At 33.7% G+C, this 13560-nt stretch carries 10 protein-coding genes; 5 read left to right on the forward strand and 5 right to left on the reverse strand.

The annotated features are described in order from the left end of the window. Positions 1 to 43: 43 nt before the first annotated feature. Positions 44 to 1417, forward strand: coding sequence for a D-alanyl-D-alanine carboxypeptidase/D-alanyl-D-alanine endopeptidase (gene dacB / locus A0O34_RS18155; RefSeq protein ID WP_066757842.1), 1374 nt, complete (start codon positions 44 to 46; stop codon positions 1415 to 1417). Positions 1418 to 1578: 161 nt separating this feature from the next. Then, positions 1579 to 2736: a sensor histidine kinase gene (locus tag A0O34_RS18160; RefSeq protein WP_228394387.1), complete on the forward strand. Its 1158-nt coding sequence runs from the start codon at positions 1579 to 1581 to the stop codon at positions 2734 to 2736. Between the two features lie 156 nt (positions 2737 to 2892). Here the strand turns inward: A0O34_RS18160 and A0O34_RS18165 are convergent, their stop codons facing one another. From A0O34_RS18165 to A0O34_RS18185, 5 genes are all read right to left on the reverse strand, one after another. Continuing rightward, positions 2893 to 4749, reverse strand: coding sequence for a M61 family metallopeptidase (locus A0O34_RS18165; protein ID WP_066757846.1), 1857 nt, complete (start codon positions 4747 to 4749; stop codon positions 2893 to 2895). A 284-nt stretch (positions 4750 to 5033) separates the two neighbouring features. Continuing rightward, positions 5034 to 6665, reverse strand: a complete 1632-nt coding sequence (locus A0O34_RS18170; RefSeq protein WP_066757847.1) for a M1 family metallopeptidase — start codon at positions 6663 to 6665, stop codon at positions 5034 to 5036. 377 nt (positions 6666 to 7042) lie between these two features. Next, positions 7043 to 7546 carry a MepB family protein gene (locus A0O34_RS18175; protein WP_066757850.1) on the reverse strand — a complete coding sequence of 168 codons (504 nt, stop codon included), beginning with the start codon at positions 7544 to 7546 and terminating at the stop codon, positions 7043 to 7045. Positions 7547 to 7646: 100 nt separating this feature from the next. Then, positions 7647 to 8474, reverse strand: a complete 828-nt coding sequence (tatC, locus tag A0O34_RS18180) for a twin-arginine translocase subunit TatC (protein WP_185097267.1) — start codon at positions 8472 to 8474, stop codon at positions 7647 to 7649. A gap of 156 nt (positions 8475 to 8630) precedes the next feature. Next, on the reverse strand, positions 8631 to 9590 hold the full coding sequence (locus A0O34_RS18185) for a KpsF/GutQ family sugar-phosphate isomerase (protein ID WP_066757853.1): 960 nt from the start codon (positions 9588 to 9590) through the stop codon (positions 8631 to 8633). A gap of 161 nt (positions 9591 to 9751) precedes the next feature. Here A0O34_RS18185 and recQ point away from each other — a divergent pair, with 161 nt between their 5' ends. The 3 genes from recQ (at position 9752) to A0O34_RS18200 (ending at position 13514) form a co-directional block, all read left to right on the forward strand. After that, positions 9752 to 11956: a DNA helicase RecQ gene (gene recQ, locus A0O34_RS18190; protein WP_066757856.1), complete on the forward strand. Its 2205-nt coding sequence runs from the start codon at positions 9752 to 9754 to the stop codon at positions 11954 to 11956. 39 nt (positions 11957 to 11995) lie between these two features. Beyond that, complete coding sequence (locus A0O34_RS18195) at positions 11996 to 13081, forward strand: glycosyltransferase (protein ID WP_066757860.1); 1086 nt, start codon at positions 11996 to 11998, stop codon at positions 13079 to 13081. Between the two features lie 82 nt (positions 13082 to 13163). Beyond that, positions 13164 to 13514: a hypothetical protein gene (locus tag A0O34_RS18200; protein WP_066757864.1), complete on the forward strand. Its 351-nt coding sequence runs from the start codon at positions 13164 to 13166 to the stop codon at positions 13512 to 13514. The last annotated feature ends 46 nt before the right edge of the window (positions 13515 to 13560 follow it).

Below are 13560 nucleotides of genomic sequence, written 5' to 3' on the forward strand. Positions count from 1 at the left end.
AATGTAATGTATAAAGATTACAGGATCATAAAAACAAAATGCAATGAAAAAAACGTTTGCTGTTCTTGCGCTTTCAACTCAGCTTATTTTCGCTCAAAATATTGCCCAAAAATTGGATAAAGTAACCAAAGATTTAATGGATTCTTCGGGAGCTGTTGCCTCCAACTTATCTTTTTATGTTTCTGATGAAAGCGGAAATTTCATTTACGAATACCAAGGAAATAAAGGACTTTCAACGGCTTCTACACAGAAAATATTCACTGCAGGAGCAGCTTTGGAAACTTTAGGCAAAAATTATACATATAAAACAACTTCAAGCTATTCCGGTACTATTTCGGGAGGAAATTTGAACGGAAACCTTTTCATTTCATCAAATGGAGATCCTACCTTGGGAAGTTGGCGTTACGATGCCTACAAACCGGAAAATTTTAAAAAGAAATTTATTGAAGCCGTAAAAAAATCCGGAATTATAAAGATTTCGGGAGATTTAATTATTGATGATTCTTATTTTGACCATCAGACAATTCCCGGAGGTTGGCCTTGGGATGATCTTGGAAACTATTATGGAGCTGGAGTTTGGGGTGTGAATTGGCGAGAAAATCAGTTTGATATTAATATTAACGGAACAGATTTTAAGAATTTTTCCTATCCTTTGGAAGGCGTAAAATGGTTGAATGATTTAAAAACAGGAGGAAATTCAGATCAAAGTTTAATTTTCACAGCACCACATTCTAATGTTGCTTTGATTAACGGAACCTTACCTGCAGGAAAAGCGGTAACGGTTTCAGGATCAGTGCCAAATCCGCCACTGCAATTAGGTGTTGAAGTCAAAGATTGGTTGAAAGAATCAGGAATTGAACTTTCAGGAAAAGTTGTTACGAATTCCCAGCTCGAATTGGAAGGAAAACAGGCTCTACAAGCTCCAAAAGCAAATACAATTCTTAATTATGAATCTCCAACTTTAGACAAGATCGTTTATTGGTTTTTAAGAAAAAGTATCAATATGTATGGTGAAACTTTCATTAAAACCTTAGGAAAGGAGAAAAAAGGGGATCCAAGTTTCAAAAGTGGAGTGGCTTATCTTAAAGAATTCTGGAAATCAAAAGGAATTAATGCCAATATGATCAATTTTGCGGATGGAAGCGGACTTTCACCACAGAACTATGTTTCAGCCAAAGCGGAAGTTCAGGCTTTGTTGTATGCAAAAAAACAAGCTTGGTTTGAGGCTTATTATGACGGTTTTCCAACGCAGGATAACGGCATGAAAATGAAAAGCGGAACCATGAGTGATACAAAATCTTTCGCTGGATATCATACCGCCAAGGATGGAAAAAAATATGTGTTCTCTATTATTATCAACAATTATCAGGGGAGCGGAAGTGCAGAGTTACAGAAAATTCTGAATGTTTTAAAATAAATATAATTATCCGTAATTTGACATAATTAAAGAATCTTTGTGAACTTAGCTGAGTAGAACGCCTTTGCGAACCTTAAAAAAAGTTAGTAGTCAAAAGATCTTTGCGCTCTTTGCGTTTAAAAAGCATTATAATTAAAAAAGGATATTCAAAAAAATAAATTATCTTGAGAAAATCCATATTTGCCAGATTAAATAACTGGATTATTTTTACATTAATGACCATTGTGGTGCTCACAGTTGTTATTGCATCTACGATTTTGATTAATTTTTTACGTAAAGAAGAGATCAAAAGGGTTGATATTTTGGTGAGTGCCTTAAAACTTCAACAGGAAGTTACTAATCCTAATTTAGAAATTCAGGCATTACTTCTTCAAATTTATGGTTCAAATAGCACGATTCCTGTTATTCTTTTAGATAAGCAAGATCGAATTATGGAACATAAAAACTTGCCGGAAGACATAGGGAATGACCCTAAAAAAATAGTGACTTTAGCTAAAAAAATGTCAAAAAGTTATACTCCTATCGAAATTGAAATTGTAAAAGGAGATAAGCAGATTGTTTTTTATGATAATTCTCCTTTGTTGAATAATTTACGCTATTCTCCATTTATATTAGGATTTTTTATTTTATGTTATTTCTTGTTTTCGTTTTGGTTTTTCAGAACAATAAAGAAAACGGATGAAGGCTATCTTTGGGCAGGTCTGGCAAAGGAAACGGCACACCAGATCGGAACTCCATTATCATCAATGATCGGCTGGATGGAAATTATGAAGTTGGATGATCCGGAATCTGAAGGTATTCGCGAGATTGAAAGAGATATCGAAAGATTAAGAACTATTTCTGAAAGATTTTCAAAAATTGGATCTATTCCGGAATTGAATGACACGGATTTTAATACTACGATTCAAACGAATTATGATTATTTGAAGACCAGAATTTCAAGGAAAATAAATTTTGGACTGCATCTTCCCAATTATGACATTTCGGTTCCCCACAACAAAATTCTGATGAGCTGGGTGATCGAAAATTTAGTTAAAAATGCTGTTGATGCGATGAAAGGCGAAGGCTCGATTTCAATGTCAGTTTTTGAACGAAATAAAAATATTTTAATAGAAGTTCAAGACACTGGAAGTGGAATGACCAAACAACAGGCGAGAAATGCCTTTAACCCTGGGTATTCAACAAAGAAAAGAGGTTGGGGATTAGGATTGTCGTTGGCAAAAAGGGTAATTAAGGAGTATCATCATGGAGATATTAAAATCTCGCAAACCGAACTTGGAAAAGGAACGACTTTTAGAATTACAATTAAAAAAGCTTAAAAAATATTTTTATTAAACACGAATAACACAAATATTTTTCACAAATACACTATCAAAAATTTGTGCTTTTAGTGAGAGATATTTGTGTTATTCGTGTTTAAAAACAAAAAAAGCGAGGAAAAATTTCCCCGCTTCATTATTATAAATAGTTCTTAATTATTTCTTCCCAGTCAACCACTGATCCTGCAATTTCTTTTCTGCCGGAGTAGGGTTAGCTTTGTATTGAAGCGTTTCCATCGTCAGTTTATCAAGAATTGCTTTTCCTTTAAGGTCGATTTTATCCATTTTATCACCATTTTTTCTAAGAACAGTCACTGTTACGTTTTGTCCTTCTTTTATGGTTTTAGAATAATTGATAAAGGCCTGTACATTTTTAATATCGATAGTTTTACCGTCTAATGCAGCCACTTCATCTGTGATTTTAAATCCTATACTTTTTGAAAAAGGAGATAACGCTGAGTTTTCATCAAAAACAAACGTGTTATTTTTCTCGTTGTATCCTGTTTGGTTTGGATCCTTAATTAACCAAAAGATTGGCGGAGTTTCCTGCTTACCAATTTCCACACCTACCTGACTCAAATATTCTGCATAAGGCGTTGGCTGACTTCCTGCAATATATTTATTGTAAAAATCCTTTATTTGAGGATAACCTGTTACAGTTACCAATTCATCGATCAGTTTATCATCTTTGAAAGGTTTGTTTTCACCAAATCTCTGAGATAATTTTCTGATCATATCGCGGTAGCCCATTTCACCGTTGGATAGTTTTCTCAATTCAATATCAAGACACATCGTTAACAGCGTTCCTTTTTCGTACACATTTCGGTACTGATCTTTGTATTGATCCAGAAGAACATTTTTACTCATCACCGTAAACGGCATGGTGTCATCATAGTTCTTAGAATTGGTAATTTTTTCGTTGATTCTCTTTAAGAACTCATTTTTATCAATTAATCCTTCCTGAATCTGGAATAAATTAGCAAAATATTCCGTTCCGCCTTCATACATCCAAAGGTGTTGAGACATTTTAGGATCAGCATAATCGAAGTTGTGAATTTCCTCAGAATGTGTCTTCAATGGATTTACCGTGTGGAAAAATTCGTGAGAAACAACGTCTGTGATGGCTTTATCGATCGCATCTTTCGGCATCATTTCAGGCAATACAACACTTGTAGATTCGTGGTGTTCTAGAGCCCCGAAACCTTTGATTTGTGGGCCTTCCGTTCCTGAAAGATAAAGCAAGATCGCATATTTTTTATTGGTATTCATATCACCCAAAAATTTCTTTTGAGCAACAACCATTTTTTCTAAATTCTCCTTAAAATCTGCCGCCTTATATTTTCCTGTTGGTGAGTAAACTCCCAAAACAAGATCCATTCCTCCCGCGTTGAAGGTGATGTAATCAGGTTTTGTATACATTAACGGAGAATCGGTCACTTTTGCATAATTCGCTAGAACATAAGTGTCTGTAGATTCAGATTTATCTTGGTCAACCAAAGCTGTCGTTCCGTAAAAATCAGTTGGTTTTTGAACTACCAATTGATAAGGTACATCCTGCATATTGTCGATATATCCGATGAATCCATGCGTATTGATCATATATACCTTTCCTTGTTCGATATTAGTTCCTGATGGAGAAAATACAGCTTTATGTTTTGAAGTGTCCATTTCATCATCAAAACTGTCATTCACCAAATAAGTAACCTTAGTTAAGTTCTGAGCATTTTTAAGAGAATAGGTATTATCGTTAACTTTCGTAAAAGTTAATTCTTTTCCTTTATTGTCTAAAAATTTGATCCCTTCTATAAATCTTCCGTAATCATCCACAGAATAGGTTCCGGGAACGGTTTTCGGAAAATGGAACTTAATGTCGCCTGATTTCATTTTCGGGAATTCCATCGTAACGGCAACTTTATCGTCCTTTACATTCACAAGGTCGATGTTGGTTTTAATAGACTGAGCGTTTACTAAAACGGTAGCTAAAACGCTTAAACTTAGTGCTATTTTTTTCATTGAGTTTAAATTATAATTAAATAGTTGTCGTAAAATCCATTTTGTTACGAACTGATGTATTAAACTTTTCTTAAATTTTCAGATTAAAATTATTAAAATGTGAAAATGAATATTATTTTAACCATTAAGTTTTTTATTAAGAGGTTAAGAATATTAAGTTTGACGTTGTCTTACACTTAAAAATCTATTTGATTTTCTTAATTAAACTTAACTCCTTACATATTCTTAATGGTTCAAATAAATAAAAAAGCAAAACCGATATTTCACGATTTTGCTTTTCATATTTACTGTACTTTCTTGTAATTGATATAATAATTCTTGTTAAACTCAACCGGAGTTCCTTTTTTCAACTTTACTGTCTGCCAGTTTTCCGTTGGATTAATGGTTTGTTCTCCATCAATGATGATCGGAAGTTTAAGATTTTTGATCACATTCGTGTAACGGAATTTCAACTCTTCTCCTTTTTGAGAATATTCCAACGTCGGAATTTTTATAGTTCTTAAATATTGATTAAAAACGCTCGAAAAATCAATACCTGATTTTGATGAAATATAGTTTTCAACCTGTTCCGTTGTGACGGTTTGATGATAGAATTCTTTACTCAAACCTCTCAATATCTGCCTGAATTTTTCATCATTATTAATAATCTGACGAATCGTATGAATCATACTTGCACCTTTTGGATACATATCGCCGCTTCCTTCATTTCTTACACCATATTTCCCGATAATCGGAACGTCATTATCAATTTTACTTCTATATCCTTGAGCATAAATATCTGCGGACTTTTTATCCATGTATTTTTCGGTAAAAAGGGTCTCAGAATAGGTTGTAAAGCTCTCGTGAATCCACATATCTGCCTGATCTTTTGCAGTGATATTGTTGGCAAACCACTCGTGTCCGCTTTCGTGAACGATGATATAATCCCAGTTTAAGCCAACTCCTGTTCCAAAAAAGTCTCTTCCACGGTATCCGTTTTCATACCCGTTTCCGTACGCAACATTACTCTGATGTTCCATACCCAAATAAGGCGAATCTACCAATTTGTAAGAATCTTCATAGAAAGGATACGCTCCAAACCAATATTCAAAAGCAGAAAGCATGGGTTTTACCTGCTGGAATTGTTTTTTTGCTTTATCTAAATTATAATCTAGTACCCAATAATCTAAATCCAGCGTTCCTTTTTCGCCTTTGTAAGTGTCTTTAAAATTGACATATTTTCCAATATTCGGGATGATAGAGTAGGCGTTGATCGGGTTTTTAACCTGCCAAGTGTAGGTTGTTTTGTCTCCTTCTGTTTTTTTGTCGATTAATCTTCCGTTTCCAACTCCGACTAAATCTTTAGGCGTGATGATTTTCATTACCATTCCATTATCAGGTTCATCGCTCCAGATGTCCTTTGTAGGAAGCCATATTGAAGCCCCGATTCCTTCATCGGCAACACTCATCCACGGATTTCCTTTCTCATCTTTTGTGAAAACCCAGCCTCCGTCCCAAGGTGCATTTTTAGCAATCACAGGATTTCCGGAATAGGTCACATCAATGGTGTATTTTTCTCCTTTTTTGAAGCTTTTTTTAGTTGAAATAAAGATAAAATCTCCGTCTTGTTTATATTCTGAGATAGGGAAATTTCCTTCTACTTTATCCGCTTTCATAGGCTGTTGAAGGTCAATTTGAAAAGTAGGATTAGCAACATCTTTTATAATTTCAAAACTAATTTTGTTGATTCCTTTGATACTTTTCTGTTCGAAATTCGGTTCAACGGAAAGCTCATATTTTTTCACATCCCAAAAGTTTCTGAATTTTGTATTAGAACCTTTTAAAGTATCTTGTTTGGTGAAGTTTTCAGGCCTTTCGAAGAATTGTCCGAAAACAAGTCCTGACGCGAATAAAAGTGTATATGAAAGCTTTTTCATTTGAAATTAAATTAATCTACCCAAAAATAGAAAATTTAAAACCAACTAAGAAAAAATAAATTATAAACCTCTGTGAAGATTAGTTAAATACATAAAAAATGATTGTCATTTTGCATGAAGGAAAATACAGTGAAGAATTTATTATTATTTAAAAGCAAAGTTTTAATATAAAAAAACATATTGCTTTTAAGGAACAAAGAGATGCGACAAAGTCGCTGATGAAGGACGCTTCTTAAGAATCAATTATACTGATTCAATTCTTTGCTCCCTTAAAATTTACAGAATTAAAATAAATCTTTGCGTTAAAAAACTTTCAGCTTATGAGAGTTGAGATTCCTGCGGGATGACAAAGAGAATTTTTTACTTTATAATTCTAATTAAAGAATTTCTTCAATAATATTTTTGAATTTATTAAAATCGATATCGCTATTATCCGAGATGTCAATAAAATATTTCGTTTGCCAGTTCTTAGTTTTTTCAGCCTGCTTACTTTCAGGTTCATCCCAATTGGTGTACACCCGAAAACCTCGTTTGCCCTCTTTTTGATCGTTAGTCAGAATTTGTTTTTCGCTTAATACTTTTTTAGGGAAGATAAAAAATCCGAATTGGGTATCTTTTTCTGTGGCGATCAAATAAAAATCAAAATCATCGGAAGCGTTGAAAGGCTCTGTTTTTCCGTCAGAATTTCTTCTCCACAAAGTTACAAATTGTCCGTTTTTGGTTGGCGTAATTTTAGCTTTTCGGAACTTAATTTTAAAAGTATTAAGTGAAAAATTATGACCAAAATATTCTTCACATTCTAAATCTGTTTCAATATTTGATAGATTTAATTGTAAAGTTTTAAAAACAAAATCTTCAATTCGGCTTAATTCTTTGATCATGCTCTTTTTGTTATTTAAAAGAAAGGGATCAAAGCTTTATTTAAAAACTTTGATCCCTTTCTTGATTTAATTTTTATTGAAGTTAAAAGTCTTTCCTTAATTACTTCTGAACTGCCGGAAGATTTCCTTCACGTTTCTGAACTTTTTTATGAGTATAAGCACACATAATGATACTGAATTCATACAATAAAAGTAGCGGTAACGCAGCCATGATCATACTTAAAACGTCTGCAGGAGTAATAATTGCGGCAACAACCATAATTAAGACAATTGCATGACGACGGTATGTTCTCATGAATTTTGGTGTCAAAATTCCAATAGTCGTAAGGAAATAAATAAGGATTGGGAAAAGAAAAATAACACCCATCCCCAAAATAACCTGTAAAAATAAGGTTGTGTAATCGCTCAGGTCGTAAAGCGGAACAATAATATCTGAAATTTTGAAGATCACCCCAAAATTAATAGCAAAAGGAAGAATTAAAAAATATCCACATAAAACGCCTGTCATGAAGAGAATCCAAATCGCATTGATGATAAAGATTGAATTTTTTCTCTCCCTTGGATGCAAAGCAGGACCGATAAAACGCCACAATTCCCAAACAATATAAGGAAATGCACCTACAATTCCTCCAAAAATAGAAACAGACATCATTACATTAAACTGCTGATAAAGCCTTTGCACACGCACAGGGAACTCTTTCGGAAGGTGGATACTGTCTTCTCCCAAAATCATTCTGGAAAAGTGATTAACTATTTTAAATGTAGGGAAATCGTTTCTGGTTGGTCCAAAAAAGATATGATCCATGATCCAGTTGATGTTAAAACCAACAGCGAAAGCGGCAATTATGATCGCAATCATTGAGCGTACAAGATGACCTCTTAATTCTCCAATATGCCCAAGAAAGGACATTTCTTTACCTTCACTCACAGAATAATTTTTTAAAGTTCCAAATTTATGAAAAAAGTTTCAGTAAAGCGGGAAGATAGATGTTTAAAATTCAAGGGTTGAAGTTTAATATTCTACGGGTAAAATTTAGTTTTAAACGGTATTAAAACTTCCAGCCTCCATCTTCAAACTCCAATCTTAGTTAATCCCCTCATCCAACAACTTATGCAGATCGATAATTCCAAAATACTTTCCGTTTTCTGTTACGATAAGCTGTCCGATATTATTTTCTTTTAAAATTTTCATTGCTTCTTTTGCCAAGGCTTCTTTTTCGATTGTTTTTGGGTTGGCAGACATGATATCTTTAGCTAAAACTACAGAAACATCTTCGCCTTTCATCAACATTCGTCTTAAATCTCCGTCAGTAACAACTCCAATGATCTTATCTTCATTCGTTACAACGGTAATTCCGTGTCTTGATGCGCTGATAGAAATGATAACATCCCTCACCGTAGAATCTTCCGTAACCTGAGGTTTTTGAGAAGATAGAAAATCATCAACTTTTGAAATTAAATTCTTTCCTAAGCTTCCTCCAGGGTGAAATTTAGCAAAATCATTTTCTTTAAAATCATTTAATTCCATCAAAGCGATAGCTAAAGCATCTCCTAAAGCCATTTGTAAAGTTGTTGAACTTGTTGGAGCTAGTTTGTTCGGACAAGCTTCCATGTCAACATGAGTGTCCAATATGATTTCTGAAAATTCAGCAAGTTTACTTTTTTTATTCCCCGTCATTCCGATCAAAGCGGAAGAATAATCTTTTAAATAAGGCACAAGAGTTACGATTTCAGGAGAGTTCCCGGAATGAGAAATACATAAAACAACATCCTGTTTCTGGATCACTCCCAAATCTCCATGAATGGCTTCTGAAGCATGAAGAAACTGGGACGGAGTGCCTGTAGAGTTCAATGTGGCAACAATTTTATTTCCAACATGGGCAGATTTTCCGATGCCTACAACGATCAATTTTCCTTTGGCGGAGTGTATAATTTCTACTGCTTTTGCAAAATCATCGCCTATTCTGTTCTTTAATTTTTCAAGTTCTGAAATTTCTATTTCTAAAGTGCTTTTTGCGATTGAAATAATATTAGGTCTTTCCATTTTTACTTTTACAATTTTGTATACAAAAATCTCCTGATATAAATTTATACTTTAAAAAGAATATTTAATATAAATTTTATTTTTATAAATTCGTTCGCTTTTATTTTCAGCAAAAATTTTATAACTTTGGGATAGATGCAAATTTAGCAATACAAAATTAGATGAGCGCAAAAAAAGCCAATTTATCGGGCGAATTGAAAAAATATTTCGGGTTTTCTACCTTCAAAGGTCAACAAGAGGAGATCATTGAAAATCTACTAAACGGAAAGGATATATTTGTTTTGATGCCCACAGGAGGGGGGAAGTCTTTATGCTACCAGCTTCCAGCTCTTATTTCTGAAGGAACCGCAATTGTGGTTTCGCCTTTGATAGCATTAATGAAGAATCAGGTGGATGCTGTAAATGGCCTTTCATCTGAAAGCGGAGTTGCGCACGTTTTAAATTCATCATTAAACAAAACGCAGACCAAACAGGTTTTTGACGATATTACAAGTGGTAGAACTAAACTGTTATATGTAGCTCCGGAATCTTTGATCAAAGAAGATTATGTTGATTTCTTTAAAGATGTCAATATTTCTTTCGTTGCCATAGATGAGGCGCACTGTATTTCAGAGTGGGGACACGATTTCAGACCGGAATACAGAAACTTAAAATCTATTATCGATAAAATTGCCGATGTTCCGGTGATTGCATTAACGGCAACGGCAACTCCAAAAGTTCAGGATGATATCCAGAAAACGTTGGGAATGACCAATGCTTTAGTCTTTAAAGAAAGTTTTAACCGTGCGAATTTGTATTATGAAGTTCGTCCAAAGGTGAATGTAGATAGAGAGATCGTTAAATTTATCAATCAGAGAAAAGGAAAATCAGGAATTGTTTATTGTTTAAGCCGAAGAAAGGTTGAAGAATTTGCTCAACTTTTACAGGTGAACGGAATTAATGCACTTCCTTATCATGCCGGACTTGATCAAAAGGTACGAGTTACCAATCAGGATAAATTTTTGATGGAAGATGCCGATGTGATTGTAGCTACGATCGCATTCGGAATGGGAATCGATAAACCTGACGTACGATTTGTAATTCACTACGATTTCCCGAAATCACTGGAAAGTTATTATCAGGAAACGGGACGCGCAGGTCGGGATGGTGGCGAAGGCTATTGCCTGTCGTTTTACGATCCTAAAGATATTGAGAAATTAGAAAAATTCTTAGCTCAGAAGCCTGTTTCCGAAAGAGAAATCGGATTACAGCTTTTAAATGAAGTCGTTGGTTACGCTGAAACTTCAATGAGCAGAAGACAGTATATTCTGTATTATTTTGGTGAAATTTTTGATCCTATAACAGGTGAAGGAGCCAAAATGTGCGATAATGCATCCAATCCTCCAAAACTGAAAGATGCAACGGATGATCTGAAAAAAGTGTTGGAACTAATCAACATAAATGGAGAGAAATTCAAATCTAAAGATTTGATTTCTGTGATTGTCGGAAAGGAAAGTGCCGTTACAAAATCGTATAAATTAGAACAAACTTCTTATTTCGGTTTTGGAAAAGAAGATAAAGATAATTATTGGAAAACGATTTTAAGACAAGCTACGGTTCAGAATTTTCTTCAAAAAGATATTGAGACTTATGGTGTTTTAAAAATTTCTGAAAAAGGACAATTGGTTTTAAAAGGACAGCTTGAACATTCATTCTTAATTGCTGAAGACCGAGAATTTGATCTTTCTCAGACAAAAGCAGAAAGTGATCAGGTTCAAATGCAGGCGAATGGAAGTTTAGACCAAAAATTATTTGAACAATTAAAAGATCTTAGAAAAAAAGTCGCAAAAAAGCACGGAATTCCACCTTATACGGTGTTCATGGATCCGAGTTTGGAAGATATGACGGTTCAATATCCGATCACATTGGACGAAATCGCCAAAATCTACGGAGTTGGAGAAGGAAAAGCCAAAAAATACGGGAAAGAATTTGCAGATTTTATAAAGACTTACGTTGAAGACAATAACATAGAACGTACTCAGGATATGGTGTTGAAGCAGGTTGCGAACAAATCCAGCCATAAAGTTTTCATCATTCAGAGTACGGATAAAAAAATTGACCTTGAAGATATTGCAAGAGCCAAAAACCTATCAATAGATGATCTGTTGAAAGAAATGGAACGTATTGTATATCAAGGTACAAAGTTAAATATCGATTATTATATCGAAGATAATTTTGATGAAGATATTGTAGACGGTTTCATGGAATTCATGACCGAATCTGAAAGCGACAGTATGAAAGTCTTGTTAGACGAATTTGGAGATGAACTTTCTGATGAAGAAGTGAGAATGTTGAGAATCAAGTTTATCAGTGACGTTGCTAATTAAAAAATACAGCCTTATCCCTTTGTGGGTAAGGTTTTTACTATGACGAAAAAAATTTCTGTTATGTTTATTCTGCCGGATCTTGAAACCGGAGGCGCAGAAAGAATTGTTACCACGATAGCGAATCATCTTTCCAGAGATCGGTTTGAACCTAAGATTTTGCTTTTACGCAAGAAAGGCGGATATCTTGATCTTGTTAAAAAAGATGTTGAAATTATTGATATTAATACAGAAAGAATCAGACATTCTTTAAAGCCTATTCTTGCTGAAATTTATAGAAGAAAACCGGATATTGTGTTTTCCGGATTTGGAGAAGTGAACGCATATTTGGCATTGTTTATCAAGCTTTTTCCGAGAACAAAATTCATTGCGAGAGAAACCAATGTTGTCACTCAGCATGTAACGAGAAAGGAGATCAAGTTTTTCTATAATTTTTACAATAACTATCAGAGAATCATTGCGCAAAGTGATGATATGATGAAAGATTTAACGAGTAATTTCAATATTAAATCGAAGAAAATTATTAAAATAAATAATCCTGTTGATTTCGAATTTATTGATCAAAAACTATTAACAGCCGTAAAGCCTGAAAGTTTTAAATACAATTACAAAAACGTAGTAGCTATTGGAAATTTATCTTCCAGAAAAGGTTTCGATAACTTGTTGAAAGTTTTTTCAAGGCTTAAAAATGAAAATATTTTACTTCATATTTTAGGAGACGGAAAAGACAGGGAAATTTTACATCAAATGAAAGATTTTTTAGGATTAAAGAAAGTTTACTTTCATGGAAGACAGGAAAATCCTTATCAGTTTTTGAAATTTGCAGATCTTTTTATTCTTTCATCAAGATATGAAGGTTTTCCGAATGTTTTATTGGAAGCTGGAGCTTGCGGAACGTATTCTTTGGCGAATAATTGCCCAGGTGGAATTAATGAAATCATCCAATCTAGAGTGAACGGAGAAGTTTCTGATATTGAAAATCACGAAGATTTTTCTCAAAAAGTAATGAGCATTCTGCATGGAAGTTATGATAAAGATTCTATTAAAAATTCAATCAGATCAAGGTTTTCAAAGGATATTATTTTAGATAAATATGAAAAGGTTTTGCTTGATTTAATGAAGAAATAATCATTGTAACCTATTTTATGAGCTTTTATATTTCCTTACATTTGCTCTCCAAAATTTTATCTAAAAAGTCAATATTTCATACATGAAAAAAATCCCCAAAATTGGATGTGCTTGCGAAAAACCTACCTCCGATTATACTGAATACAGAAGTTCAGAATTAGGAATAGACCGTACTAACGGAAGAAATGCCGAAGTAACGATTCAACAATGCAAGCTTTGTCAGAGAATTTGGATTCATTATTTTGTTGAATTTGAGCATCATTCTAAATCCGGAAGATGGTATAAAGGAATTGTTACTAAAAAAGACCGTTCACAAATAACTCCTGAAAATGCCGTGGAACATCTTGAACATCTTGAATGGTATGTTTATGGAGGTTCCTATTTTGAAAATACCGGAACATTTGGAGAAGGGAAGGTTAACGTCGATGTGTAAATTCTGTTTTAAACTAAAAACACTATTAAAAATCAATTAAAATAAT

Origin of the sequence: Chryseobacterium glaciei (assembly GCF_001648155.1) — a bacterium.
In the GTDB taxonomy this organism is placed as follows: domain Bacteria; phylum Bacteroidota; class Bacteroidia; order Flavobacteriales; family Weeksellaceae; genus Chryseobacterium; species Chryseobacterium glaciei.

Excerpts from the sequence above, each read along its gene's own strand:
- dacB (WP_066757842.1), top strand. The coding sequence starts at position 44 with ATGAAAAAAACGTTTGCTGTTCTTGCGCTTTCAACTCAGCTTATTTTC.
- A0O34_RS18165 (WP_066757846.1), bottom strand. The coding sequence starts at position 4,749 with ATGAAAAAAATAGCACTAAGTTTAAGCGTTTTAGCTACCGTTTTAGTA.
- A0O34_RS18170 (WP_066757847.1), bottom strand. The coding sequence starts at position 6,665 with ATGAAAAAGCTTTCATATACACTTTTATTCGCGTCAGGACTTGTTTTC.
- A0O34_RS18175 (WP_066757850.1), bottom strand. The coding sequence starts at position 7,546 with ATGATCAAAGAATTAAGCCGAATTGAAGATTTTGTTTTTAAAACTTTA.
- A0O34_RS18185 (WP_066757853.1), bottom strand. The coding sequence starts at position 9,590 with ATGGAAAGACCTAATATTATTTCAATCGCAAAAAGCACTTTAGAAATA.
- recQ (WP_066757856.1), top strand. The coding sequence starts at position 9,752 with ATGAGCGCAAAAAAAGCCAATTTATCGGGCGAATTGAAAAAATATTTC.
- A0O34_RS18195 (WP_066757860.1), top strand. The coding sequence starts at position 11,996 with ATGACGAAAAAAATTTCTGTTATGTTTATTCTGCCGGATCTTGAAACC.
- A0O34_RS18200 (WP_066757864.1), top strand. The coding sequence starts at position 13,164 with ATGAAAAAAATCCCCAAAATTGGATGTGCTTGCGAAAAACCTACCTCC.